This window comes from Streptomyces sp. NPDC037389 (genome assembly GCF_040636475.1).
Taxonomy (GTDB): domain Bacteria; phylum Actinomycetota; class Actinomycetes; order Streptomycetales; family Streptomycetaceae; genus Streptomyces; species Streptomyces hesseae.
Genome location: NZ_JBEZUS010000002.1, coordinates 226751 through 251930, shown reverse-complemented (window position 1 = coordinate 251930; position 25180 = coordinate 226751). Strand labels below are relative to the sequence as shown.

The following is a 25180-nucleotide window of genomic DNA, read 5'->3' as shown; positions in this document are numbered from 1 at the left end:
CCCGGTCCTTCTCCATCCCCCCACCACACCGGAGGAACAGCCGTGACCGCAGAGCCCGGCGCCATCGAGCGGCCCGAGCGGGATGAGGCGGGCGCGGGCGCGGGGACCCACCCCGTGGACCGGGTCCCCGGCCCCGCCCGGCTGCTGGCCGGCGGCTTCCAGCACGTGGCCGCCAGCTATGCCGGAGTGGTCGCCCCGCCGCTCGTCCTCGGCGCGGCCCTCCGCCTCCCGCCGAAGGAGATCACCTTCCTGGTGGGGGCGGCCCTCTTCACGGCGGGCATCGCGACCCTCCTCCAGACGATCGGCTTCTGGAAGGTCGGGGCCAGGATGCCGTTCGTCAACGGCGTCTCGTTCGCGGGCGTCGCCCCCATGCTCGCCATCGCCGACGCCCGCCCCTCCCACGGGGACGCGCTGCCCGTCATCCACGGCGCCGTCATCGTGGCCGGAGTCCTCGGCTTTCTGCTGGCGCCCTCCTTCTGCCGGCTCGTCCGTTTCTTCCCACCCGTCGTCAGCGGCACGGTCATCACCCTCATCGGGATCACCCTGCTGCCCGTCTCCTTCGGCTGGATCCAGGGCGGTCACCCCGACCGGCCCGCCTCGCTGATCAATCTGGCCCTGGCCGGGGCGACGCTCGTGACCGTGCTCGTCCTGCGCCGGCTCCTCAGCGGTTTCCTGCGGCAGATCGCCATCCTGCTGGGGATCGTCGCGGGCACGCTGATCGCCGTCCCCACCGGTGCCGTCGACACCACGGCCACTCGCCATGCCGCCCTCGTGGGCTTCCCCGCCCCGTTCCACTTCGGCCACCCCGTCTTCGAGGTGCCGGCGATCGTCTCCATGTGCGTCGTGATGCTGGTCTGCATGACGGAGAGCACCGCCGACATGCTCGCGCTCGGCGAGATCGTCGGCCGCCGGGCCGACGAGAAGGTGATCGCGGCGGGCCTGCGCGCCGACACCTTGGGCAGTGCCGTCAGCCCGTTCTTCAACGGCTTCGCCAACAGCGCCTTCGCCCAGAACATCGGCCTGGTCGCCATCACCCGCGTCCGCAGCCGCTACACCGTGGCCACCTGCGGGCTGTTCTTCGTCCTGCTCGGCCTGAGCCCCGCCTTCGCCTCCCTCATCGCGCTGGTGCCCCAGCCCGTCCTCGGCGGCGCGGGCATCGTGCTCTTCGGCACGGTCGCCGCCAGCGGCATCGACGTGCTCCGCACGGCGGGCCTGGACCAGGGCGACAATCTGCTGATCGCGGCCGCCTCCCTCGGCGTGGGCCTGATCCCGGTCGTCTCCCGGGCCTTCTACGACAACACCGCCATCCCCGAGACCCTGAAGATCATCCTGAACTCGGGGGTCAGCGCCGGCTGTCTGACGGCGGTGCTGCTGAACCTCGCGTTCAACCACGTGGGACGGGCCCGGCGAACCCCATGAGGCCTGCGCGCCTCAGCCACCCGGACCCGGCCGTACGCCAGAATCCCGACAAAGACCCCAAGGACTGATTGGTGTGTCGTCGTGGAGGAGCAACCGCAGGGGGCGGACCGGGGGGAAACGGCGGGGACACGGCACCGCTTCGTCTTCCCCAGCGCGCTGACCGTCCTCGCGGCGGTGACGGTGGCCGTCTGGATCGTCGCGTTCTTCATCCCCTCCGGCACCTACGACCGCGGCCCCGACGGCAACCCCCTCCAGGGCACCTACCACCACGAACCCGCCCGGGGCGGCTTCGTCCACCGCCTGGGCCAGCTCTTCCTGTCACCCGTCAACGGCCTCTACGGCGTCCGCGACCTCAAGACGGGCGAGGTCGCGCCGGACGCGGTCGGCACCCTCTACGGCAGCGCCGGGGTGTTCCTGTTCGTCCTCGCCATCGGCGCGTTCATCACCGTCGTCTTCGCCACCGGCGCCCTGGACCGCGGCATCGAACGCCTCGCCCACCGGCTGAGGGAGCGCGGGGCGCTGCTCATCGCCGGGGTGATGACGGTTTTTTCCCTGCTGGGCACGGTCGAGGGGTTCGCCGAGGAGACGCTGGGGTTCTACGGGCTGCTGGTGCCGCTGATGCTGGCGCTCGGCTACGACCGCATGGTCGCGACCGGCACGATCATCCTCGGCGCGGGCATCGGAGTGCTGACCTCGACGGTCAATCCCTTCGCCACCGGTGTCGCCTCTTCGGCAGCGGGGATCTCACTCGGCGACGGCATCGTCTTGAGATTCACGATGTGGCTGGTGCTCACGGCCGTCACCATCGCCTATGTCGTCCGCTACGCGCGCCGGGTACGGGCGGACCCGGCCCGCTCCCTGGTCGGCTTCCGGGAGGGCGACCGCGAGCTCGCCGAGGAGGCGGTCCACCCTCCGGAGCTGACGGGACTCCAGAAGGGCGTGCTGGTGCTCGTCGCCCTGGTCTTCGCCTTCATGATCTTCTCGGTGATCCCCTGGGCGAGCGCGCTCAGCGGCAAGGCCGACGCGACGCCCTACGGCTGGGAACTGGGCTGGTCCTTCGCCCAGCTGGCCGCCCTCTTCATCACCGCCGCGGTGCTCGTCGGGCTCGTCGCCCGGCTGGGCGAGCAGAAGCTGAGCGCCACGATCGTCCAGGGCGCGGCGGACTTCATCTCCCCGGCGCTGGTGATCGTGCTCGCGCGGGGCATCACCGTCATCATGACGAACGCGAAGATCATCGACACGGTGCTCCACGCCATCGAGGGCACGGTCCGGGGCACCCCGGAAGCGCTCTTCGGCGTCATGGTCTTCCTCGTCAACCTGCCGCTCGCGTTTCTGATCCCCTCCACGTCCGGGCACGCGACGCTCGCGATGCCGATCCTCGCGCCGCTGGCCGAGTTCGCGGGGGTCGCGCGGGCGGTGGTCGTGACGGCCTGGCAGTCGGCGAGCGGGTGGATGAACCTGTGGGTGCCGACCACGGCCGTGGTGGTGGGCGGGGTGTCGCTGGCGAAGGTCGGCTACGACCGGTACTTGCGGTTCGTGTGGCCGTTGCTGGTGATTCTGGCGGTGCTGATCTGTGTGTTCGTGGCGGTGGGGGCGGTGATTTCGTAGCCCCTCCGGCATTCGAGGAGCGGGGGTCCGGGGGCGGAGCCCCCGGGAAACACCCCTATCGGTCCAGCAGCTCGTACGCCGGCAGTGTCAGGAAGTCCACGTACTCCTCGCTGAGCGCGACCCGCAGGAACAGGTCGTGGGCCTGCTGCCACGTGCCCGACGCCTCCGGCGCGGACGCCAGTTCCTCCGCCGCCACCTCCCGGACGAGCGCCGCCGTCACCTTCTCCCCGTTGTCGAGCACGACGCCCGCGTCGGCCCACTGCCAGATCTGGGAGCGGGAGATCTCCGCCGTGGCCGCGTCCTCCATGAGGTTGAAGATGGCCACCGCGCCCAGCCCCCGCAGCCACGCCTCGATGTAACGGATGCCCACCTGCACCGCGTTGCGCAGCCCGTCGATCGTCGGCTTCGCCTCCAGGGTGCCGACGGCGACGAGCTGGTCGGCGGTGACCCGTACGTCCTCGCGCAGGCGGTGCTTCTGGTGGGGCCGGTCGCCGAGGACGGCATCGAAGGAGGCGCGGGCGACCGGGACCAGATCGGGGTGGGCGACCCAGGAGCCGTCGAAGCCGTCGTCGGCCTCGCGGTCCTTGTCGGCCCGGACCTTCCCCAGCGCGACCTCGTTGATCCCGGGGTCCCGGCGGGACGGGATGAAGGCGGCCATGCCCCCGATGGCGTGCGCGCCGCGCTTGTGGCAGGTGCGCACCAGGAGTTCCGTGTAGGCGCGCATGAACGGGGCCGTCATCGTGATGGTGTTGCGGTCGGGGAGGACGAACGCCTCGCCCGCGTCACGGAAGTTCTTGATGACGGAGAAGAGGTAGTCCCAGCGGCCGGCGTTGAGCCCCGAGGCGTGCTCGCGCAGCTCGTAGAGGATCTCCTCCATCTCGTAGGCCGCCGTGATGGTCTCGATGAGGACGGTCGCGCGGATCGTGCCGCGCGGGATGCCCAGATGCTCCTGGGCGAACACGAAGACGTCGTTCCACAGCCGGGCCTCAAGGTGCGACTCGGTCTTGGGGAGGTAGAAGTAGGGCCCCTTGCCGAGGTCGAGCAGCCGCCGGGCGTTGTGGAAGAAGTAGAGGCCGAAGTCGGCCAGGGCGCCGGGGACGGGACGGCCGTCCACGGTGAGGTGGCGCTCGTCGAGGTGCCAGCCGCGGGGGCGCATCACGACGGTGGCGAGCCGCTCGGCGGGCCGGAGGGCGTAGGTCTTGCCCTCGGGGCTGGTGAAGTCGACGCGGCGCGCGTGGGCGTCCATGAGGTTGAGCTGGCCGTGGACGACGTTGTGCCAGGTGGGGGAGGAGGCGTCCTCCATGTCGGCGAGCCAGACGCGGGCGCCGGAGTTGAGGGCGTTGATCGTCATCTTGCGGTCGTCGGCGGGCCCGGTGATCTCCACGCGCCGGTCCTCCAGCGCGGCGGGCGCGGGCGCCACCCGCCAGTCGGGGTCCTCGCGGACGGCGGCGGTCTCCGGGAGGAAGTCCAGCGTGCCGGTCCGGGCGAGCTCCGCGCGCCGCTCGGCGCGGCGGGTCAGCAGCTCGTCACGGCGTGGGGTGAACCGGCGGTGCAGCGCCGCGACGAACGCGAGGGCCGCTTCCGTGAGCACCTCCTCCTGCCGTTCCGCATACGGGGCTTCGACGGCTGCCGGTGAGGACGGAGCAGGCGCGGACATGGGCTGTCACTCCTTCAGCGGGCGGTTCGCGGTGGTCGTGGCACGCGGTGTCACAGCGGCAAGTGGAGAATAGTTTTCTCATCGTGGAAGTTCAATGGGGTGTCAGGACGGCTCAGTTCAGGAGCCCGAGATCGTCCGGGGTGTCGACGTCGTCCGGCGCCGCGACGTCGCCGCACTCCACGAGGCGTAGGGCGGCGGCGTGCCGCCGGAGATAGGCCCGCGCGCCCATGTCCCCGTCGGCCGCCCGGGCCGCGCCCGCCCAGTGCTCCCGGGCGAGCAGCACCGGGTGCCCCCGCTCGCCCCCGTACGCCGCCGCCGCGAGCCGGGCTCCCGCCCGGTGCGCGGCCAGCACCCGCGCCACCGCCGCGGCGCCGACGCGCGGCTGGTCGACCAGCGTCACCAGCACCGCCGACACCGCCGCCGGGTCCGTCGAGGCGGCCAGTGACGCCAGGCCGGCGCGCAGGGATGTGCCCATGCCCCGGTGCCAGCCGGGGTTCTCCACGAGGGTGATGTCCGCGAGGGCGGCGTCCGTGGTGCCGAGCCGTGCGCGCACCTCCGCCGCACCGGCGCCCACGACCACGTGGACCGGGGCGCAGCCGCCCTCGTGCAGCACCCGAGCCGCGTGCTCCACCAGCGGGCCGCCCCGGAACTCCAGCAGCGCCTTGGGCCGCCCGCCGAGCCGCCGCCCGCCGCCGGCCGCCAGCAGCAGCCCCGCGACCGTGTCTGTGCCCGTGTCTGTGTCTGTGTCTGTGCCGGCCGTCCACGCCATGGTCCCTGCATACCGTATGGGCGTCCGCATGTGCGCCGTACGGGAGTTCGTCACTCGTACGGGAACGCGCGGCCTGAATTTCGCTGTGAGTGTGGCGCGTCACACGTGAAGTGGCGTTAACTGATCCGCGCGGGCGGGCGTGCGGGAGGGGGACAGTCGTGGCGGAAGGCGCCGTGGTGGTGGAAGAGGAGCGAACGGGACGATCCGGTGAGGAACCGGACCCGAGAGCCGGTGAGCTGAGCGCCGCCGTGGCCCGGCTGCGCCGGGCGCTGGCCGGGCATCCCGCGCCCTTACCCGACAGGGACGCCGCGGAGGACGAGCTGGCCGCGCTGGACGCGATGGCGCGCACGGGGCACCTGGACGTCTCGCGGTTGCGGAGCTCGCTGCTGCTGGTGGCGGGGGCCGTGGGGTCGGTGAGCGCGTTGGGGTCGGCGCTCGGTGAAGTGCGGGCGGCGGTCGACCGGTTCGGGGAGACGGCTCCCGGCGTGCCGGGCCCCCGGGAGGGCGCCTGATCCGTCGGGGGAGGCGAGGGCGCCCCGGTCCTGCGCCCCTCTATCGTTTCCGGGCGGGGCGGTGCCCCCTCGCACCCCCTTGGCCGCGCTGACGCGCGTCGTCCTCAAACACCGGACGGGCTGATTCTCTCCCCCCGTCACACCGATGCCGTCGCCCCCGCCAGCGTCGCCGACAGTTCCGCCGCGACCTCCCGCAGCAGCGGCACGATCCGCTCCGTGGCGGCCTCGGTGACGCGGCCCGCCGGGCCGGAGATGGAGATGGCCGCGGACGTGGGGGAGTCCGGCACCTGCACCGCGAGGCAGCGGACGCCGATCTCCTGCTCGTTGTCGTCCATCGCGAAGCCCGACTCGCGCACCCGGGCGAGCTCCTTCAGGAAGTCCTCCGGCGACGTGATCGTCTTCTCCGTCGCGGCCGGCATGCCCGTACGGGCCAGCAGCGCGCGGACCTCGTCGTCCGGGGCCTGGGCCAGCAGCGCCTTGCCCACGCCCGTGGAGTGGGGCAGCACCCGCCGGCCGACCTCCGTGAACATCCGCATCGAGTGCCGCGAGGGCACCTGGGCCACGTAGACGACCTCGTCGCCGTCGAGCAGCGCCATGTTGGCGGTCTCGCCGGTCTCGTCCACCAGCCGCGCCAGGTGCGGGCGGGCCCAGGTGCCGAGCAGACGTGAGGAGCTCTCGCCGAGGCGGATCAGCCGGGGGCCGAGGGCGTAGCGCCGGTTGGGCTGTTGCCGGACGTATCCACAGGCCACCAGCGTGCGCATCAGCCGGTGGATGGTGGGCAGCGGCAGCCCGCTGCTCGTGGACAGTTCGCTCAGCCCGACCTCGCCGCCGGCGTCGGCCATCCGCTCCAGCAGGTCGAATGCGCGCTCGAGGGACTGGACGCCGCCGCTGGCGGAGGCGGTTCGGGGCTCGGCGGACGGGGGCACGGCGCTCCTTCCGGGAATGGGTGGCAGCAGCCTACCGGCCACCCCACCTGTCACATGCCGGTTTCTGTCAGGTGAAACCAGGCTTCCGTACAGCGAAAAGGGTCTTGACGGGGTCGCGGGGCGGCTGAAGACTGCGGACAGCGCTGTTCAACAAATCGTTGACGATTCGTCGAGGGGCGGACGGTGGAACTGCTGCTGCGTTCGACACGAGTGGTGACCCCGGAGGGCGTGCGCGCCGCCGCCGTCGCCGTGACCGGTGGCCGGATCGCCGCGGTCCTGCCCCACGGGACCGAGCCGCCCGCGGGAACCCCCGTCGAGGAACTGGGCGACGACGTCATCCTGCCCGGTCTCGTCGACACCCATGTGCATGTGAACGACCCGGGCCGGGACGAATGGGAGGGCTTCGCCACCGCCACCCGGGCGGCCGCCGCCGGCGGGGTCACCACGCTCGTCGACATGCCGCTCAACAGCCTCCCGCCCACCACCACCGTGGCCCACCTGCGCGCCAAACAGGCCGTGGCCCGCGACCGGGCGCACATCGACGTGGGCTTCTGGGGCGGGGCGCTGCCCACCAACCTCGCCGACCTGCGTCCCCTGCACGACGCCGGAGTCCTCGGATTCAAGGCCTTCCTCTCCCCGTCCGGCGTCGACGAGTTCCCCCACCTGGGCCGACACGAACTCGACGCGGTGGCGGCCCGGATCGCCGAGCTCGACGCGCTGCTGATCGTCCACGCCGAGGACCCGGACCGGCTGGACGACGCTCCGCGGCACACCGGCCCGCGCTACGCCGACTTCCTCGCCTCCCGCCCGCGCGCCGCCGAGCACGAGGCGATCGCCGCGCTCGTCGACGTCGCGCGCCGCCGGGGCACGCGCGTCCACGTGCTGCACCTGTCCTCCGCCGGCGCGCTGCCCGTGATCGCCGCCGCCCGTGCCGAGGGCGTACGGATCACCGCCGAGACCTGTCCGCACTTCCTGACCCTCACCGCCGAGGAAGTTCCCGACGGGGCCACCGAGTTCAAGTGCTGCCCCCCGATCCGCGAGGCCGCCAACCGGGACGCCCTGTGGGCGGGGCTGGCCGACGGCGTCATCGACTGCGTCGTCTCCGACCACTCGCCCTGCACGGCCGACCTCAAGGTCCCCGACTTCGGAGAGGCCTGGGGCGGGATCTCCTCCCTCCAACTGGGCCTGTCCGCCGTCTGGACCGAGGCCCGGCGGCGCGGCCGCACCCCGGCCGACGTGGCCCGCTGGATGTCCACCGCCCCCGCCGCCCTCGCGGGCCTGCCCGCCAAGGGCGCGATCGAGGCGGGGCGGGACGCCGACTTCGCGGTCCTCGCCCCCGACGAGACCTTCACCGTCGACCCGGCCGCACTCCACCACCGCAACCCCGTCACCGCCTACGCGGGCCGGACCCTGCACGGCGTCGTCCGGTCCACCTGGTTGCGCGGCCGCAGGACGACCGACCGCGGCACCCCCCTGACCGGACCCACCGGCCGACTCCTGGAGCGCTGATGAGCATCGCCACGTTCACCGGCGGCGCCGCCCCGTACGCGGGCGGCGACCCCTACGCCGACTACCGGACCGCCGACTTCCCTTTCACCCGCCTCCCCGACCTCGCCGACCGCCGACTGGGCGGCTCGGTGATCGCCGCCAACGACGAGTTCTTCGCCGAGCGCGAGAACCTGATCGAACCGGAGCCCGCGCACTTCGACCCCGCGCTCTTCGGCCACAAGGGTAAGGTCATGGACGGCTGGGAGACCCGCCGCCGGCGCGGGGCCGCGGCCCATGAACCCCACCCCTCGGACGAGGACCACGACTGGGCGATCGTCCGCCTCGGCGTGCCCGGCGTCGTCCGGGGCGTGGTCGTCGACACCGCCCACTTCCGCGGCAACCACCCGCACGCCGTCAGCGTGGAGGGCACCTCGCTGCCCGGCTCGCCGTCCCCCGCCGAGCTGCTCGCCGACGACGTGAAGTGGACGGTCCTCGTCCCCCGCACCCCCGTCGGCGGGCACGCCGCCAACGGCTTCGCCGTCGGGGGCGGGGAGCGCTTCACCCACCTGAGACTCAGCCAGTTCCCCGACGGGGGCATAGCCCGGCTGAGGGTCCACGGCGAGGCCGCCCCCGACCCCGCCTGGCTGGCGGCCCTGGGCACCTTCGACCTCGCCGCGCTGGAGAACGGCGGGTACGCCGAGGACGCCTCCGACCGCTTCTTCTCGTCCGCGCTGAACGCGATCCGCCCGGGCCGCTCCCGGAAGATGAACGAGGGCTGGGAGACCCGCCGCCGCCGCGACCGCGGCCACGACTGGGTGCGCTACCGGCTGACCGGCCAGGCGGTGCTCCGCGCCGTCGAGATCGACACCGGCTGCTACAAGGGCAACGCGGCCGGGTGGGCCGCGCTGTCCGTCCTCGACGCCGTCACCGGCGCCGACCCCTCCGACCACACCACCGGGTGGCGGGAGCTGCTGCCCCGGACCCGGCTGGAGCCGGACAGCGTGCACCGGTTCGTCCTGGACCGCCCCGCCGTCGCCACCCACGTCCGGGTGGACATCTTCCCCGACGGAGGCATCGCCCGGCTGCGCGTCCACGGCTCGCTGACGGAGGAGGGCGCGCGGGGGCTGACCGGGAGCTGAATCCTCCCGGTCCCTAGGACAGTGCGCGACTCATGAACAACGCCGTCTCGCCCTCGGCGGCCGTCCCCCGGTACAGGGTGGTGTCCAGTCCGCACACCGCGAACCCCATGCGGCGATACGCCTGTATCGCGGGCGCGTTGACGCTCGTCACCTCCAGCCAGGCGGTACGGGCGCCCTGTTCACGGCCGCGCGCGAGGGCGCGGTCCATCAGGCCGCGGCCTATGCCCTGCCCCCGGCGGCTGGGGGCGACCCGGACGTCGGCGATGAACAGCCTGCGGTTCCAGGCCTCGTAAGCGAAGGTGATCGCGCCGCACAGCTCCGCGCCGTCCTGGGCGACGACGGTCTCGCGGGGACGGTCGTCCTCGTCCTCGTCGTCCGGGTAGACCTTGCGCAGCGGGGGGCTCACCCGCACCGTGCGCAGGCGGAAGCCGTCGTCCGAGGCGGTGACCACGATGATGGAGTCCGTGGTGAAGGAGTTGTCGAGCGCGTCGACACGGGCCAGCTCGTCGGCTTGCGCCGAACGGTAGTTCAGCATGCCGCGAGCGTAGCCCAGAACATCAGTTCATAGTCCTGGAGCAGACGACCGTAACGGTGCGCCAGCCGTTCCGTGAGCCGGCCGTCCGTCAAACCGGTGCCCACGGCTGCCAGCGCGCGCTCCGCGCCCTCGGGGTCGGGCGTGGCGAACAGGTCGAAGAAGCCGCACGCCTCGTCGTCGAAGCCGTAGTGCTCGCGCAGGGCCCGGCCCACCGTGGCGCAGTAGCCGCCCCACGCCGCGAAGTTGGCGCACAGGGCCACGACCACGTCGACCGGCTCGGCGCCCAGCGCCAGCCAGGCCGCGTACGCCGGATACGCCTGGCAGCCGGCCCGGGGCTCGTGCCCCTCCGTGGCCGCCCCGTCCAGCCCGCAGGCGGCCGCGAGCGGGCCCAGGTGGGCCAGCGCCCGGGACTCGTCCTGGGCGAGGCGGTCGAAGAAGGCGGCGACGGCGGGCTGCCGCAGCAGTGCGGCCCGTTCGGCCAGGTGCAGGAAGCTGCGGGCGTCGGAGGCGATGACGTGGTGCTGCTCCAGGGCGAAGGCGGCGACGGCGGTGACGGGGGCGTCGCCCGCCGCGATCAGGGGGACCAGGCGGTTCGTCCCCGCCTCCGGTGCCAGCTCGCGCGTCGCCTCGTCGAGGACTTCCCGGGCTGTTCGGGCCATGGCTCCAGGGTAGCCATCGCCGTCGCCGCTTCGCCCGTCGTTACTTCGCCCCGCCGAGATAGAAGAGGAGGAAGAAGAACGCCACGATGAAGTGGACGGCGACGAGGTAGACGAAGACCCGGAACGTCATGCCCATCGGGGCCCGGTCCTCCTCGTGGAACTTCTTCGTGTTCGTCTTCACGTCCGTCGCGTTGTCGCTCATCGGATTCCCCTCTGGGTCGGTGGCGTGCCGCCGAGGCACAGCTCGGCGGCGCCGCTCTGGAGCAGTGTGTGGAGGAACAGCAGGTCCACCCCGCCGCGCGACGCGGCGGCGATGCGGTGCGGGGTGAGGGAGTCGAAGTGGGCGGCGTCGCCGGGGTCGAGCAGATGCGCGGCGTCGCCCAGCGTCAGCCGGAGCCGTCCCCGGGTGACATAGAGCCACTCCTCGCCCGGGTGCACGCGCACCAGCGCCTCCTGGCTGTCCCGGCCCTGCGGCACGTGCAGCCGCAGCGCCTGCATGGCGCGGCCGGAGCCGCCGGCCCGCCAGTAGGTCCAGCCGCCCGCCTCCTGCGGCTCCATGCGGTCCGCGCGGACGATCGGGTCGAGCTCGGCGGGCACCTCGCCCAGCAGGTCGGATACGGTCGTACCGTAGGTCCGTGCCAGCGCCAGCAGCATGGGGAGGGACGGCGTCCGCCGTCCGGTCTCCAGCCGGGACAGATGCGCGGGCGACAGTCCCACCCGGGCCGCGGCGGCCTCCAGGGTCAGCCCGCTCCGTCTGCGCAGCGCGCGCAGTCGCGGGGCCACGGAGGGCAGCTCGGCCCCCTCGTCCGGGGCGGGGGAGAGGTGCGGTTCGGGCAGCGGGCTCATGGTTCCGGTATAGACCCGTCATTGCCCGAGGGGCAAAACTTTTGCCCGTGAGGCAAATTCTTGTTCTCCGGGTCCCCTCGCGCCGCGTGTCGGCGTGGACACAGACGATCTCTTCGGTCAACGTGATGAACGTCAAGGGAACATCAGGGAATGGGCATTGACATGCCGTACGGCCGGTCGGTCATCCTAATGTCCATGACAAACCCCCCTCGCCTCGTGCGCCTCGGCGCCCTCGCCGCCGTCGCCGCCACCCTCCTCCTCGGCACCCCCGCCGTCGCCGCCCCGTCGGTCGCCCCCTCGGTGGTGGCCGTGCAGTCCGTCGGCGACATCTGCTACTCGGAGCTGCCCTCCCAGGCCCACGACACCATCCGGCTGATCGACCAGGGCGGCCCTTTCCCCTACCCGCGGGACGGGATCGTCTTCTCCAACCGTGAGGGCGTCCTCCCCCGGCAGACGAGCGGCTACTACCACGAGTACACCGTCATCACCCCGGGCTCCCCGGACCGCGGCGCCCGCCGCGTCATCGCCGGCAAGGGCGCGCACGAGGACTACTACACGGCCGACCACTACCGGACCTTCGACCTCGTCGACTTCTCCTGCTGAAACCTTTCACTGAGGAGCCCCGTCACCGATGCGCGGTGACGGGGCTTCGGCGTAGCCGTGCCCGTACGGCAAGATCTTGATCTTCTGTACCTACTGGTATGTACACTCGGATCATGAGCACCCCGGAACGCCTCATCGAGAGCACCCGTGAACTCCTGTGGGAGCGCGGCTACGTCGGTACGAGCCCCAAGGCGATCCAGCAGCGCGCGGGCGCCGGGCAGGGCAGCATGTACCACCACTTCTCCGGCAAGCCGGACCTCGCCCTTGCCGCGATCCGGCGCACCGCCGACGTACTCCGGGCCGCCGCCGAGGAACGGTTCGCCGCGCCCGGTACGGCCGTCGAGCGCGTCACGGCGTATCTGCGGCGCGAGCGGGAGGTCCTCAAGGGCTGCCCCATCGGCCGGCTCACCCAGGACCCCGACGTCATGGCCGACCCCGTGCTGCGCGCACCGGTCGACGAGACCTTCGCCTGGCTGCGGGCCCGGATCGCGGACGTACTGGCCGAGGGCCGGGACCGCGGCGAGCTCGACGCCGCGCTCGACCCCGCCGACACGGCCTCGACCGTGGTGGCCGTGCTCCAGGGCGGCTACGTCCTCGCCCGCGCCGCCGGATCCGAGGAGCCCTTCCAGCGGGCCGTCGACGGAGTCCTGGGACTGCTCGCCGCGCACACCACCGGGCGCTGACCCGACGGAGCGGAACGACAGGAGAAGAGACGCCGTGTACGCCATGCAGTACGAGATCACCCTGCCCGCCGACTACGACATGACCGTCATCCGGGAACGGGTGGCGACCCGGGGCCACGCCCTCGACGACCGCGCCGGGCTGGGCCTGAAGGCCTACGTCATCCGTGAACGCGGAATCGACGGCTCGCCCGTCAACCAGTACGCCCCCTTCTACCTGTGGGACGGCGTCGGCGCGATGAGCGAGTTCCTGGTCGGCGGCGGGGGATTCCAGGGCGTCGTCGCCGACTTCGGCCGCCCGGCCGTCCACCACTGGACCGGCATCGCCTGCCACGCGGGCCCGGCCCGCTCCGCGGCGCCGCGCGCGGCCTCCCGGCTGCTGACCCCGATGCCCGCCGGGGCCGACCCCGCGACCGTGGTGGCGGACGCGCTCGGCGAACTGGACGAGCTCGCCGGCCGGGCCGGGGCGCACACCACCGCGCTGGCCTTCGACCCCCGCCACTGGCGACTGCTGCGCTTCACGCTGTGGGAACACTCCGTTCCGCCGGGCGAGGACGAGCGCGCCGAGCGCTACGAGGTGCTGCGCCTGTCGGACCCGCACCTGCCGGAGATCCCCGAGGGCCGGCACTGGTGACGGACCGTCGCGGCCCCGCCCGGAGGTCCAACGGCCGCTGTACCGGGCGCGTCTGACGGTATGCCGGACTCGTCCGCACGGCCGATGGCGGCCGGCCCTACCCGCGCGTAGGGTGAGCGCGTCGAACAACACGCCGACGTACCGGGGGGTAGCCGTGACCGCAGTGGCCGAAGAGCGGGACGGGACAGTCGATCTGGCGGCGATGGGCGCGGAACTGGCCCGGGACCCCTACCGGGTGTACGCCGCCCTGCGCGAGCGTGCCCCCGTCCACCGGGTACGGATGCCGGAAGGGGCGGTCTGCTGGCTCGTCGTCGGCTACGACGAGGTGCGCGCCACCCTCAACGACCCCACGCTCTCCAAGGACTGGGCGAACGCCGCCCCCGACATGCTCCTGCCGCCCGTCGCCGCCGGCCGGCACATGCTCATCGCCGACCAGCCGAACCACACCCGGCTGCGCAAGCTGGTCGCCAAGGAGTTCACGCCGCGCCACGTCGAGGCCATGGCCCCCCGCGTCCAGCAGCTCACCGACGAGCTCCTCGACGCCATGCTGGCCGCCCCGGACCGCCGCGCCGACCTCGTCGAGGCCCTGTCCTTCCCGCTGCCCATGAGCGTCATCTGCGAGCTGCTCGGCGTGCCCGACCTCGACCGGGCGGCCTTCCGCCGCTGGTCCAACACCACCATCGGCGCCGAGCCGCCGCAGGCGAAGCTCAAGGCCGCCCAGGAGGTCGGCGTCTATCTGACGGACCTCGTCGCCGCCAAACGGGAGAAGCCCGGCGACGACCTGCTCAGCGCCCTGATCCGCACCACCGACGAGGACGGCGACCGGCTCTCGGCCGAGGAACTCCTCGGCATGGCCTGGATCCTGCTGGTGGCCGGCCACGAGACCACGGTCAATCTCATATCGAACGGCGTCCTCGCCCTGCTGCGCCACCCCGGCCAGCTCGCCGACCTCCGCGCCGACTTCGGGCTCCTCGACGGCGCCGTCGAGGAGATGCTGCGCTACGACGGCCCCGTCGAGACCTCCACCTTCCGCTTCACCACCGAGCCCCTGGACATCGGCGGCACCGTCATCCCCGGCGGCGGCGAGCTCGTCCTCGCCGCCCTGTCCGACGCCGACCGCGACCCGGCCCGCTTCGAGGAGGCCGGCCGCTTCGACATCCACCGCGACGCCCGCGGCCACGTCGCCTTCGGTCACGGCATCCACTACTGCGTCGGCGCGCCCCTGGCCCGGCTGGAGGCGAGGATCGCCATCCGCTCACTGCTGGAGCGCTGCCCCGACCTCGCCCTCGACAGCCACCCCGACGCCCTCACCTGGCGCGAGGGACTGCTGATGCGGGGGCCGCACCACTTGCCGGTGCGCTTCTGAGCGCCCCGTAAGGGGCGCGGAACTGTGTTGATATGCGGCTGCCGCCGCGTGGGCGCGACCAGCCCCCACCGGCCCGCGGTGGACCGGACCGCCCCGTCCGGAAGTCCGGATGTCCGGACATAAAGACCTCCGGACTTCCCGTCATCAGGCCACAGGGCTACGCTCCCAGCGTGGCCACGCACCAACCCCTCCAGTTCACCCTCGACCGCGGCAGCCCGGTCCCGCTCTACTTCCAGCTCTCCCAGCAGCTGGAGGCCGCCATCGAGCGGGGCGAGCTCGCCCCCGGCAGCCTGCTCGGCAATGAGATCGAGCTCGCGGGACGACTGGGCCTGTCCCGGCCCACCGTCCGCCAGGCCATCCAGTCGCTCGTCGACAAGGGCCTGCTCGTCCGCCGCCGGGGCGTGGGCACCCAGGTCGTGCACAGCCAGGTCAAGCGCCCGCTGGAGCTCAGCAGCCTCTACGACGACCTCGAGGAGGCCGGCCAGAAGCCCGCCACCCGGGTGCTGCGCCGCACCGTCGAGCCCGCCACCGCCCGGGTCGCCGCCGCGCTCGGCGTCGCCGAGGGCGCCGACGTCGTCCTGGTGGAGCGGCTGCGCCTGGCGCACGGCGAGCCCATGGCCGCCCTGCGCAACCACCTGCCCGTCGGGCTGCTCGGCCTCGACGACGAGGCGCTGGAGCGCACCGGCCTCTACCGGCTGATGCGTATGGCCGGGATCACCCTCCACAGCGCCCGGCAGACGATCGGCGCGCGCGCCGCCACCCTCGCCGAGGGCGAGCTGTTGGCCGAGCCGGAGGGGGCGCCGCTGCTGACGATGGAGCGGACGACCTTCGACGACACCGGCCGCGCGGTCGAGTTCGCCTCCCACCTCTACCGGGCGTCACGCTACGCGTTCGACTTCCAGCTCCTGGCGCGGTCCTAGCGTGGCTCTGGCCCCGCCCACCTGTCATGTCGTAAGAATGTTCTGACAAACCCTTGACGTGGTGTGGTGTGCGCCACTAGAACTCCACCCACACAGACCAGCCCCGGCGCCCCCGCCGACAGCGGTGACGGATGGTGACGGATACTTGGGCGGTTGGGCCCGTGGGATGAGGGTCCGGCCGCACCGTGACAGACAGTGAGAAGGGCAAGTCCACGTGGCAAGGGTTCGGACAGGCGTACGCGCGGTGAGTGCCGTGCTGGCAGCGGTGCTCGGCGCCACACTCGCTGGATGCAGCAGCACGGGCGGCAAGCGCGCCGAGGAGCGGGCCGCCAAGGCCGCCCAGGGGCGTGCCGCGGTCGACACCCCCCGGTGGACCTTCGCGATGGTCACCCACTCGGGCGATGGCGACACCTTCTGGGACATCGTGCAGAACGGTGCCAAGCAGGCGGCGGCCAAGGACAACATCAAATTCCTCTACGCCCACGACGTCGAGGGCAACAAGCAGGCCCAGAACGTCCAGGCCATGATCGACCAGAAGGTCGACGGCCTGATCGTCACCCTCGCCAAGCCCGACGCCATGAAGGACGTCGTCGCCAAGGCCGAGAAGGCCGGCATCCCGGTGATCACCGTGAACTCGGGCTCCGACAAGTCCAAGGAGTTCGGCGCGCTCACCCACATCGGCCAGGACGAGGTCATCGCCGGCGAGGCCGTCGGCGAGCAGCTCAACCGGCGCGGCAGGAAGAAGGCCGTCTGCGTCCTCCACGAGCAGGGCAACGTCGGCCACGAGCAGCGCTGCGAAGGCGTGAAGAAGGCCTTCAAGGGCGAGGTGCAGAACCTCTACGTCGAAGGCACCAACATGCCCGGCGTGCAGTCCTCCATCGAGGCGAAGCTCCAGTCCGACAAGGACATCGACGCCGTCGTCACCCTCGGCGCCCCCTTCGCCCCCACCGCCGTCAAGGCCGCCCAGCAGGCCGGCAGCAAGGCCGAGGTCGACACCTTCGACCTCAACGCCAAGGTCGCCGAGGCCCTCCAGAGCGGCTCCCTCGGCTTCGCCGTCGACCAGGACCCGTACCTCCAGGGCTACGAGGCCGTCGACCTGCTCTGGCTCTACAAGTACAACCGCGACATGCTCGGCGGCGGCCGGCCGGTCCTCACCGGCCCGCAGATCGTCACCAAGGACGACGCGAAGACCCTGGCCGAGTACACGAAGCGGGGCACCCGATGAGTACAGCGGCAACCGCGCGGGCCGACGAGCGCCTCCTCCACCGCGGCATACTCCGCCGGACGCTCGGCCGCCCCGAGCTCGGCGCGGTCGTGGGCGCGGCCGCGGTCTTCCTCTTCTTCTCGTTCGCCGCCGACAGCTTCCTGCGCGCGTCCAGCCTCTCCACCGTGCTGTACGCGTCCTCCACGATCGGCATCATGGCCGTGCCCGTCGCCCTGCTGATGATCGGCGGCGAGTTCGACCTGTCGACCGGTGTGATGGTCACGACCTCCGCCCTGGTCTCGTCGATGTTCAGCTACCAGATGACGGCGAACGTCTGGGTCGGCGTCGGGGTCTCCCTGCTGACCACCCTGGCCATCGGCTTCTTCAACGGGTTCATGCTCACCCGCACCAAACTGCCGAGCTTCATCATCACGCTCGGCACGTTCCTCATGCTCACCGGCCTCAACCTGGGCTTCACCAAGCTCATCAGCGGCACGGTCTCCACCAAGACCATCAGTGACATGGAAGGCTTCGGCTCCGCCCACGCCGTCTTCGCCTCCCACCTCACCCTCGGCGGCGTCGACCTCCAGGTGACGATCCTCTGGTGGTTCGGCCTCGTCGCCCTGGCCACCTGGATCCTGCTGCGCACCCGCGCCGGCAACTGGATCTTCGCCGTCGGCGGCGGCTCCGACGCCGCACGCGCCGTCGGCGTCCCCGTCAACAAGACCAAGATCGGCCTCTATATGGCCGTCGCCTTCTGCGCCTGGATCTCCGGCCAGCACCTCCTGATGTCCTACGACGTGGTGCAGTCCGGCGAGGGCGTGGGCAACGAGTTCCTCTACATCATCGCGGCCGTCATCGGCGGCTGCCTGATGACCGGCGGCTACGGCTCCGCCATCGGCTCGGCGGTCGGCGCCTTCATCTTCGGCATGACCAGCAAGGGCATCGTGTACGCGCAGTGGAACCCGGACTGGTTCAAGTTCTTCCTCGGCGCGATGCTGCTCCTCGCGACCCTGCTCAACGCATGGGTCCGCAAGCGCGCGGAGGCGAGCAAGTGACCGCACTCGTCAGGCTCACGGACGTGAGCAAGTTCTACGGCAGCATCCGTGCGCTGGAGGGCGTCTCCCTGGAGGTCCACCCCGGCGAGATCACCTGCGTCCTCGGCGACAACGGTGCCGGCAAGTCCACCCTCATCAAGATCATCGCGGGTCTCCACCAGCACGACGCCGGGACTTTCGAGGTCGACGGCGAGGAGACCAGGCTGGACTCCCCCCGGGAGGCCCTGGACCGGGGCATCGCCACGGTCTACCAGGACCTCGCCGTCGTCCCCCTGATGCCGGTCTGGCGGAACTTCTTCCTCGGCTCCGAGCCCACCAAGGGCACCGGCCCCTTCAAGCGCCTCGACGTCGCCACCATGCGCGAGACCACCCGCGCGGAGCTGCTCCGCATGGGCATCGACCTGCGCGACGTCGACCAGCCGATCGGCACCCTCTCCGGCGGCGAGCGCCAGTGCGTGGCCATCGCCCGCGCCGTGTACTTCGGCGCGAAGGTCCTCGTCCTCGACGAGCCCACCGCGGCGCTCGGCGTCAAGCAGTCCGGCGTCGTCCTCAAGTACGTCGCGGCCGCGCGGGACGCCGGCCTCGGCGTGGTCTTGATCACGCACAACCCCCACCACGCCTATCTGGTCGGCGACCGCTTCGTCCTCCTCAAGCGAGGGGCCATGGCCGGCAGCCACCTGAAGTCGGAGATCGCCCTCGACGAGCTCACCCGGCAGATGGCGGGCGGCAGCGAGCTGGAGCAGCTCAGCCACGAACTGGAACGGGCCCCGGGCCCGGACGTGATCGGCGGCAAGAAGATCGAGCCGGAGCCGGAGCCGGCACCGGAGACCGCGGAGAGCGAGCCGGCACCGGGGCCCGAGCCGGCACCGGAGGCCGACCCGGAGCCGGAAAAGCAGGAAAAGGGCGAACAGGAAAAGGGCGACTGACCCACCCACGGAACACAGGGCGGGCGCGGACGGCGGGAACCGTCCGCGCCCGCCCTCCGTCCTTACGGGACGATTGCCCACAACAGGGTGACCAGCGCCGTTGTGCGTCGTGACCCGTCGGTGAGGCACAATCGGCCACGACCGCATCCACGAGGCCCGGGCCTCACGAGACCACCGCAGGGGCTACGACCGCGATGAGCATGTACCGCGAGCGGGTACACCGGGGCACCGCCACAGCGACCGTGCTCCGCACGGTCGGCACGCGCGAGAGGCGCTCGCACCTCACCGCGCCCCGCGTCCCCACGGTCGGCATCGACATCGGCGGCACCAAGGTGATGGCGGGCGTCGTGGACGCCGACGGCAACATCCTGGAGAAGCTCCGCACCGAGACCCCGGACAAGTCCAAGAGTCCCAAGGTCGTCGAGGACACCATCGTCGAGCTCGTGCTCGACCTCTCCGACCGCCACGACGTCCACGCCGTGGGCATCGGCGCCGCCGGCTGGGTCGACGCCGACCGCAACCGCGTCCTCTTCGCCCCCCACCTGTCCTGGCGCAACGAACCGCTGCGCGACCGCCTCGCCGGCCGCCTCGCCGTGCCCGTCATGGTCGACAACGACGCCAACACCGCCGCCTGGGCCGAATGGCGCTTCGGCGCCGGCCGGGGCGAGGACGACCTCGTCATGATCACCCTTGGTACCGGCATCGGCGGCGCCATCCTCGAGGACGGCCAGGTCAAGCGCGGCAAATTCGGCGTCGCCGGCGAATTCGGTCATATGCAGGTCGTCCCCGGCGGCCACCGCTGCCCCTGCGGCAACCGCGGCTGCTGGGAGCAGTACAGCTCCGGCAACGCCCTCGTCCGCGAGGCCCGCGAGCTCGCCGCCGCCGAGTCCCCGGTCGCGTACGGGATCATGGACCGCGTCGGCGGCAACGTCGGCGAGATCACCGGCCCGCTGATCACCGAGCTGGCCCGCTCCGGCGACGCCATGTGCGTCGAGCTCCTCCAGGACATCGGCCAGTGGCTCGGCGTCGGCATCGCCAACCTCGCCGCCGCCCTCGACCCCTCCTGCTTCGTCATCGGCGGCGGCGTCAGCGCCGCCGACGACCTGCTGATCGCCCCCGCCCGCGACGCCTTCCGCCGCCACCTCACCGGCCGCGGCTACCGACCCGAGGCCCGCATCGTCAAGGCCCAGCTCGGCCCCGAGGCCGGCATGGTCGGCGCCGCCGACCTCGCCCGCCTCGTCGCCCGCCGCTTCCGCCGCGCCAACCGGCGCCGGGTCGAGCGCTACGAGCGCTACGCACGGGCCGGCCGGGGGTGACCGCAGTGCAGCCCGAACAGCTCACCCGCCCCGAGGAACCGCTGGGCCCGCCCCGGCGCGCCCCCCGCTGGGTCAAACCCCTGATCGTCTTCCTGCTCGTCGCCATCCCCGCCGGATACCTCTACATCTCCGCGATGCAGAGCCGCGGCGGCAGCGAGTCCAAGCGGGAGGAAGCGGCCCAGACCGGACTGGAGTCCGGCTGGCCGTCCCGCTTGCAGCGTCGCATCTACGGGACGACGGTGCCGCCGGGCGCCGCGTACGTCGCCCACTACGAGACCAACTCGTGGAAGTCGAGCTCGCTGTACCTCCAGTTCACCACCACCGGCGACCGGCTCGACCACTGGCTGGAGCAGCTCGGCACCTCCGCCGCCGAGCTCCAGCCCGGCCGGATCACCATCGACAAGGACGAGGCGGACGTCGTCGGCTGGAAGTTCGGCCCCGGCGACCACCACTGGCGGGGCGTGTCCGTCTCCCACGACAAGCCCAAGCCGAACTTCGAGATCGTCGTCAACTGGGACGACCCCCATCGCCCCCGGGCCTATGTGATCTCCACGACGACTCCGTGACGACCGGCCACCCCGGGCCCTGATCGGCCGGAACGGCGGATAGCGTGGCCCGGGTGAGCGAGACGAACACCCTTTCCCTCCAGCACCGGACCGACGGCCCCGAGGACGGCCCGGTACTCGTCCTCGGCCCCGCCCTGGGCACGACCTGGCACAGGTTGTAGAGACCGTCCACGGGCGTCCAGTGGTTCCAGGGCGAGTACGTAAGTCCAGGTCAGGGCCTTGTGACGTGAGAGCGTCTACGGGGTTGGTGACACGCGCGTGACATGTGAGGCCCCCCGTCGGCTTGCTCCGGCGGGGCGTCGTCGTGCAGTTGGTCAAGGCGGCGGATTTGGGCTTGTGCCGGAGGCTCCGTTGTACTCCGGCTCGCCGCTCTCGAGTACGCGGAGGAGCGAGGCGGTGACGACGCGGGCGGTGCGGCCTATCGGCCGCACGCGGCAGGGCCGCTCCCGGCATCGCTGCGCGAGGCCGGGTCAGGCGCGGACGATTTCGACGCCGAAGGGGGTGCCCATGCCGAGGGCCATGCCGATGGCGGCGTGCATGTGGGCGTACATCTCCATGCCGCGGGCGGTGACGAGGGGGCCGAGGTCGAGGATGTCGCTCCAGCCGTAGGACTCCAGGAGCGCGGTGACCGTCTTCTTCGCCTCGGGATCGTCACCCGCGACGAACATGGTGTGGTCACCGCCGCCGGTGGCCTGGGGGTTGACGACGGTGTCCTGTTCCTGGGTGACGAAGGACTTGACGACCTTGGTCTCGGGCAGGGCGCGCTGGATCTGTTCGGCGAGGCTGTCCGTGTCGCAGGGGTCGAGCTTGGGCATGGTGCCGAAGGGGGTGGGCCAGGGGTGTTCCATCTCGGCGCCGTAGAGGTAGGGGACGGCGTAGTCGATGAGCGTCTTGCCGGTCGGATGGGCTGTCTTGGTCTGACCGTGCGGTGGGAGGGCCGGATCGTCGGCAGGTGGGCCCAGCGCACGTTCGGCACCCTGAATCCCGCGACTCCTCGCCGATGCCGGCCTTGGACGCGACGGCCGAGGTGCCGCCCAAGTGACCCAGGCGGTTGGCGGTGGGCGCCCCGGAGCGGCGAGGGTGGCTCCTCATCGGTTCTTCGTGGTGGGGGTGTGGGGCTCGTCCGGCTCGCCGGCGGTGAGCGCGCGGGCCACGTCCTGCAGGAGTTGTGCGAACTCTTCCAGGTGCTGGGCGAGTTCGGGGCTTCCTTGGAAGGTGCTGCCGGGTCCGGGGGCGAGGTCGAAGAGCTGGAGGGCGATGCGGCGGGGGGTGTCGGCGGTCAGTTCGATGGCGCTGGTGTGCGCGCCGGCCCTCCGTACGCGCTCGGGCAGGACCTGGGTGCGGTCGAGGAGGGTGGCGGCGTCGGTGGGGGCGGTGACGCTGAGGGTGTAGCGGGCGGGGGCGGCGGCGATGCGTGCGGCGAGGAAGGCGACGGGGTCGGTGGTGGGCAGCTCGCGGGGGGTGACGCGGTGGCCGGTGGGGGCGGGTTCGGTGAGCCGGTCCACGCGGAAGGTGCGCCAGTCGGTGTGGGTGGTGTCGTAGGCGATCAGGTACCAGCGGTGGCCCGCGACGACCAGGCTGTGCGGCTCGACGCGTCGCGGTGCCCTGCCGCCGCTTTTGGACGCGTAGGTGAAGGTGACGATCTCGTGGTCGCGGCAGGCCGCGGCCAGGACGGCCAGAGCTGAGGGGTCGGCCCCGGGTCCTGTGTCCCAGGGGACGGTGGCGGTGGCGGCATGGATCGCGGCGACCTGGTGGCGCAGCCGGGCGGGCAGCACCTGTTCCAGTTTGGCCAGGGCACGTACCGCGCTCTCGGCGATGCCGCTCACGCCGCTGGTGGCGGTGCGCAGGGCGGTGGCGATGGCGACGGCTTCCTCGTCGTCCAGGAGGAGGGGTGGCAGGTCGGCCCCGGCGGCCAGGCGGTAGCCGCCGGCGGTGCCGGTGGTGCCCTCGACGGGGTAGCCCAGCGTGCGTAGCCGGTCGATGTCACGCCGGACGGTGCGCAGGGTGACGTCCAGGCGGTCGGCGAGCTCGGCGCCGGTCCAGGTGCGGCGCATCTGGAGCAGGGAGAGCAGGCGGAGCATGCGGGCGGGCAGGTCCTGGGTCATGCAGTCCAGGTTCTCAGGGATTGGTGACGCCAGCTGTCCTAAAGCAGCTCTACCGTCGAAGACGTCCGAGCGGCGAGAGCCGCCTAGGCGGGCGGCAGCAGTCCTCTCCCCGCGGGAGAAGTCAGCGGCTCTGCCCGGGCAGCCTGTGGCTCCTCGCCGACGAAGCAAGCGCGTCCGCACCCCGTGGGTGATCGGATGTGCCTCAGATAACAGGAGAAGTCATGATTACCGCAGTGAACACGGTCGTGGTCTGGGTGCTGGACCAGGACTCGGCCAAGGCATTCTTCACCGAGAAGCTCGGCCTGCAGGTGCGCACGGATGTGCCGTCCGGCGATGACCCGCGCTGGCTCACCGTAGGCCCCGAGAACCAGCCGGAGCTGCAGCTCAGCCTCATGGTCCCGGGAGCACCACTGCAGGACGCCCGGTCCGCCGAGCAGCTGAAGGCGCTGCTCGCCAAGGGGGCGCTCTTCGGCTGCACGTTCACCGTCGAGGACTGCCACGCGGCCGTCAAGGAACTGTCGGCGCGAGGGGTGGCCGTCCTCCAGGAACCGCAGCACAAGCCGTGGGGCATCTCCGCGATCTTCCGCGACGACTCCGGGACCTGCCACGAACTCCTGCAGCCCCAGCACGGCATGCCGGCAGACAGCATCTCCTGACCATTCCCCCGGGAGGGCCCCCTTCCACCCGAAGCCACGATGACGAGCCCCCGGGCGTCACGCTCAGGAGACCCCTGAAGCCCCGGGCGGCCGTCACCTCCCGCAAGGGCACGTGGTGATCGCAGAGGGGTTACTTCGGTGGAAGTGCGACGGCGGCTTCCCGGCCCAGTTCCAGCCATTCGTCCAGGACGTCGTCGTCGAGGACTTCTCCTGCCACGATGATCCAGCCTTTCGAGATCCGGCCGCGGAACTCGTAGGGGCGTGCGCCGGGCTGGGCGAGGGCCTGTGGGGTGTCGTCCGGGGTGACCCGCACCAGCAGTTCGTCGCCGACCACGCCGACCGCCGTGTTCCCCCGCACCGTGAAGACGAGCCCGCCGAACATCTTCTTCGCGACGACCTCGTCGTTCTGCTCCAGCAGCTCCCGGACGCGTTCCGCCAGCACCTCGTCATACGCCATGGCCCTCACGCTACCCACGCACCACGGCACCCGCCCGCGCAACCCCGCCACAAGTCATATAGGACATTCCTCGCCCTACATGCTCGTTACGGTCGGCTCCAGAGCAGAGAGCGGAAACCGCCCGGCCGACCCACAGCAGAGGAGAAGACCCATGGCCGACACGAACCCCGGCAGCGCCCTGAACGGCAAGGTCCTGTCGCACGCGATCTGGGCCGAGGACGGAGGCGCGCTCGCACAGTTCTACGCCGCCGCCCTCGGCGCGCAGGTCTCCGAGCCGTACCGGGACGAGGACGGCAACCCGGCGGCCTTTCCCGTGTGGGTCGGCGACATGATGTACGTCTTCTGGTCCGCCACGACGTTCAAGGCCCCCACCTGGCCCCAGGACGAACTCGCCTTCCACATGGACATCAGGTTCGACGACGTCGACGCGGCGGAGAAGCAGCTCCTCGGGCTGGGCGCCACCAAGCCCGCCCACCAGCCGGGCGGGGACCACTGGACCGTGCTGCTCGACCCCTCCGGCCAGCCCTTCTGCATCAGCAGCACCCGCTGACAGCCACAGCTGCTCACAGCGGCTGCTCTCACCAGGACGGCGGCCCCCGGAGTGCACGCCCGCCCCGACCGGCGGAGAAAGGAACCGCAGGGCGCCCGGCGCATGCCGGCCCCCTCGCGCTCGCACCCTGGTGAAGGCCGCACCCCGACCATGGAGGACCCATGCCGTTCGCCCCGTGCCTGAGTGTCAAGGACACCGCGGCCAGCATCACGTTCTACAAACAGCTCGGCTTCGACGTCGATTCCAGCACCGCCCGCCCCGGCGACGACATCCACATGCTGCTCTACCAGGGCGGATTCTGCGCCATGCTCTACAGCAACGCCGACCTGAAGAACTGGCTGCCCAGCCTGGCCGACACCCCCATCGGCTTCGCCGGCATGTTCTACCTCGGCGTGGACGACTTCGACGGCGCCCACGACCGCATCGCCCAGCACGCCGAGATCATCAAGGACACCGACACCGACCACACCGGCCAGCGCATGTTCTACTTCCGCGACCCGGACGGCTACGTCATCGGCATCAACGACCAAGCCGCCCTCCAGGCCAGCGAACTCGGCAAATACGCCTGACCCGGGCCCCGG

28 protein-coding genes are annotated in these 25180 nt (G+C 71.8%); 18 read left to right on the top strand and 10 right to left on the bottom strand.

The features are described from left to right. The first annotated feature begins 114 nt into the window (after nucleotides 1-114). Nucleotides 115-1419: a nucleobase:cation symporter-2 family protein gene (locus AB0E98_RS04740; RefSeq protein WP_361699336.1), complete on the top strand. Its 1305-nt coding sequence runs from the start codon at nucleotides 115-117 to the stop codon at nucleotides 1417-1419. An 81-nt stretch (nucleotides 1420-1500) separates the two neighbouring features. Beyond that, the gene (locus AB0E98_RS04735; protein ID WP_361698597.1) at nucleotides 1501-3027 is read left to right on the top strand and encodes a YfcC family protein; all 1527 of its coding nucleotides are present in this window, start codon (nucleotides 1501-1503) and stop codon (nucleotides 3025-3027) included. A gap of 55 nt (nucleotides 3028-3082) precedes the next feature. On the opposite strand, the gene aceB is transcribed toward AB0E98_RS04735, so the two are convergent. After that, nucleotides 3083-4684, bottom strand: coding sequence for a malate synthase A (gene aceB, locus AB0E98_RS04730; RefSeq protein WP_361698595.1), 1602 nt, complete (start codon nucleotides 4682-4684; stop codon nucleotides 3083-3085). Between the two features lie 112 nt (nucleotides 4685-4796). After that, the gene (locus AB0E98_RS04725; protein WP_361698593.1) at nucleotides 4797-5453 is read right to left on the bottom strand and encodes an NTP transferase domain-containing protein; all 657 of its coding nucleotides are present in this window, start codon (nucleotides 5451-5453) and stop codon (nucleotides 4797-4799) included. Nucleotides 5454-5611: 158 nt separating this feature from the next. Here AB0E98_RS04725 and AB0E98_RS04720 point away from each other — a divergent pair, with 158 nt between their 5' ends. Further along, complete coding sequence (locus AB0E98_RS04720; RefSeq protein WP_361698591.1) at nucleotides 5612-5965, top strand: DUF5955 family protein; 354 nt, start codon at nucleotides 5612-5614, stop codon at nucleotides 5963-5965. 137 nt (nucleotides 5966-6102) lie between these two features. On the opposite strand, the gene AB0E98_RS04715 is transcribed toward AB0E98_RS04720, so the two are convergent. Beyond that, a complete protein-coding gene (locus tag AB0E98_RS04715) occupies nucleotides 6103-6891 on the bottom strand; it encodes an IclR family transcriptional regulator (protein WP_361698589.1) in 789 nt (262 codons plus the stop codon). A gap of 183 nt (nucleotides 6892-7074) precedes the next feature. Here AB0E98_RS04715 and allB point away from each other — a divergent pair, with 183 nt between their 5' ends. Next, a complete protein-coding gene (gene allB / locus AB0E98_RS04710; protein ID WP_361698587.1) occupies nucleotides 7075-8400 on the top strand; it encodes an allantoinase AllB in 1326 nt (441 codons plus the stop codon). Further along, nucleotides 8400-9518, top strand: coding sequence for an allantoicase (alc, locus tag AB0E98_RS04705; RefSeq protein ID WP_361698585.1), 1119 nt, complete (start codon nucleotides 8400-8402; stop codon nucleotides 9516-9518). Before allB ends, alc begins: the two co-directional genes overlap by 1 nt. 13 nt (nucleotides 9519-9531) lie before the next feature. Here alc and AB0E98_RS04700 read toward each other — a convergent pair whose 3' ends face one another. The 4 genes from AB0E98_RS04700 to AB0E98_RS04685 are packed head-to-tail and all read right to left on the bottom strand — an operon-like array spanning nucleotide 9532 to nucleotide 11558. Then, nucleotides 9532-10053, bottom strand: coding sequence for a GNAT family N-acetyltransferase (locus AB0E98_RS04700; protein ID WP_361698583.1), 522 nt, complete (start codon nucleotides 10051-10053; stop codon nucleotides 9532-9534). Next, on the bottom strand, nucleotides 10047-10712 hold the full coding sequence (locus AB0E98_RS04695; protein WP_361698581.1) for a transcriptional regulator: 666 nt from the start codon (nucleotides 10710-10712) through the stop codon (nucleotides 10047-10049). The genes AB0E98_RS04700 and AB0E98_RS04695 overlap by 7 nt, the downstream gene beginning before the upstream one ends. Before the next feature lie 40 nt (nucleotides 10713-10752). Further along, complete coding sequence (locus AB0E98_RS04690) at nucleotides 10753-10914, bottom strand: DUF6126 family protein (RefSeq protein WP_361698579.1); 162 nt, start codon at nucleotides 10912-10914, stop codon at nucleotides 10753-10755. After that, on the bottom strand, nucleotides 10911-11558 hold the full coding sequence (locus AB0E98_RS04685) for an XRE family transcriptional regulator (protein WP_361698577.1): 648 nt from the start codon (nucleotides 11556-11558) through the stop codon (nucleotides 10911-10913). The genes AB0E98_RS04690 and AB0E98_RS04685 overlap by 4 nt, the downstream gene beginning before the upstream one ends. A 195-nt stretch (nucleotides 11559-11753) precedes the next feature. Here AB0E98_RS04685 and AB0E98_RS04680 point away from each other — a divergent pair, with 195 nt between their 5' ends. From AB0E98_RS04680 to AB0E98_RS04635, 10 genes are all read left to right on the top strand, one after another. After that, a complete protein-coding gene (locus AB0E98_RS04680; protein ID WP_361698575.1) occupies nucleotides 11754-12161 on the top strand; it encodes a ribonuclease domain-containing protein in 408 nt (135 codons plus the stop codon). Between the two features lie 113 nt (nucleotides 12162-12274). After that, on the top strand, nucleotides 12275-12844 hold the full coding sequence (locus AB0E98_RS04675) for a TetR/AcrR family transcriptional regulator (protein ID WP_361698573.1): 570 nt from the start codon (nucleotides 12275-12277) through the stop codon (nucleotides 12842-12844). Nucleotides 12845-12878: 34 nt separating this feature from the next. Next, on the top strand, nucleotides 12879-13475 hold the full coding sequence (locus AB0E98_RS04670) for a DUF4865 family protein (RefSeq protein WP_361698571.1): 597 nt from the start codon (nucleotides 12879-12881) through the stop codon (nucleotides 13473-13475). Between the two features lie 202 nt (nucleotides 13476-13677). Next, on the top strand, nucleotides 13678-14841 hold the full coding sequence (locus tag AB0E98_RS04665) for a cytochrome P450 (protein ID WP_361699334.1): 1164 nt from the start codon (nucleotides 13678-13680) through the stop codon (nucleotides 14839-14841). A 170-nt stretch (nucleotides 14842-15011) separates the two neighbouring features. After that, nucleotides 15012-15761 carry a GntR family transcriptional regulator gene (locus AB0E98_RS04660; protein WP_361698569.1) on the top strand — a complete coding sequence of 250 codons (750 nt, stop codon included), beginning with the start codon at nucleotides 15012-15014 and terminating at the stop codon, nucleotides 15759-15761. Nucleotides 15762-16005: 244 nt separating this feature from the next. After that, on the top strand, nucleotides 16006-16986 hold the full coding sequence (locus AB0E98_RS04655; protein ID WP_361698567.1) for a sugar ABC transporter substrate-binding protein: 981 nt from the start codon (nucleotides 16006-16008) through the stop codon (nucleotides 16984-16986). After that, nucleotides 16983-18023, top strand: a complete 1041-nt coding sequence (locus AB0E98_RS04650; protein ID WP_361698562.1) for an ABC transporter permease — start codon at nucleotides 16983-16985, stop codon at nucleotides 18021-18023. The genes AB0E98_RS04655 and AB0E98_RS04650 overlap by 4 nt, the downstream gene beginning before the upstream one ends. Then, complete coding sequence (locus AB0E98_RS04645; protein ID WP_361698560.1) at nucleotides 17990-18949, top strand: ATP-binding cassette domain-containing protein; 960 nt, start codon at nucleotides 17990-17992, stop codon at nucleotides 18947-18949. Before AB0E98_RS04650 ends, AB0E98_RS04645 begins: the two co-directional genes overlap by 34 nt. 194 nt (nucleotides 18950-19143) lie before the next feature. Further along, nucleotides 19144-20265, top strand: a complete 1122-nt coding sequence (locus tag AB0E98_RS04640; protein ID WP_311613705.1) for an ROK family glucokinase — start codon at nucleotides 19144-19146, stop codon at nucleotides 20263-20265. Nucleotides 20266-20270: 5 nt separating this feature from the next. Beyond that, nucleotides 20271-20831, top strand: coding sequence for a hypothetical protein (locus tag AB0E98_RS04635; protein ID WP_361698558.1), 561 nt, complete (start codon nucleotides 20271-20273; stop codon nucleotides 20829-20831). Between the two features lie 470 nt (nucleotides 20832-21301). Here the strand turns inward: AB0E98_RS04635 and AB0E98_RS04630 are convergent, their stop codons facing one another. Continuing rightward, entirely contained in the window at nucleotides 21302-21679 is a 378-nt protein-coding gene (locus AB0E98_RS04630) for a hypothetical protein (RefSeq protein WP_361698556.1), read from the bottom strand. Between the two features lie 240 nt (nucleotides 21680-21919). Continuing rightward, nucleotides 21920-22936 (bottom strand): YafY family protein, encoded by a 1017-nt coding sequence (locus AB0E98_RS04625; protein WP_361698554.1) that lies wholly within the window; start codon nucleotides 22934-22936, stop codon nucleotides 21920-21922. Nucleotides 22937-23157: 221 nt separating this feature from the next. Here AB0E98_RS04625 and AB0E98_RS04620 point away from each other — a divergent pair, with 221 nt between their 5' ends. Then, nucleotides 23158-23592 carry a VOC family protein gene (locus tag AB0E98_RS04620; protein WP_361698552.1) on the top strand — a complete coding sequence of 145 codons (435 nt, stop codon included), beginning with the start codon at nucleotides 23158-23160 and terminating at the stop codon, nucleotides 23590-23592. 130 nt (nucleotides 23593-23722) lie between these two features. Here the strand turns inward: AB0E98_RS04620 and AB0E98_RS04615 are convergent, their stop codons facing one another. Beyond that, the gene (locus tag AB0E98_RS04615; RefSeq protein ID WP_361698550.1) at nucleotides 23723-24049 is read right to left on the bottom strand and encodes a TfoX/Sxy family protein; all 327 of its coding nucleotides are present in this window, start codon (nucleotides 24047-24049) and stop codon (nucleotides 23723-23725) included. A 151-nt stretch (nucleotides 24050-24200) separates the two neighbouring features. On the opposite strand from AB0E98_RS04615, the gene AB0E98_RS04610 reads away from it, so the two are divergent. Together AB0E98_RS04610 and AB0E98_RS04605 are read left to right on the top strand one after the other, a co-directional pair. Continuing rightward, nucleotides 24201-24599, top strand: coding sequence for a VOC family protein (locus tag AB0E98_RS04610; RefSeq protein WP_361698548.1), 399 nt, complete (start codon nucleotides 24201-24203; stop codon nucleotides 24597-24599). Nucleotides 24600-24760: 161 nt separating this feature from the next. Beyond that, a complete protein-coding gene (locus AB0E98_RS04605) occupies nucleotides 24761-25168 on the top strand; it encodes a VOC family protein (protein ID WP_361698546.1) in 408 nt (135 codons plus the stop codon). Nucleotides 25169-25180 lie beyond the last annotated feature (12 nt).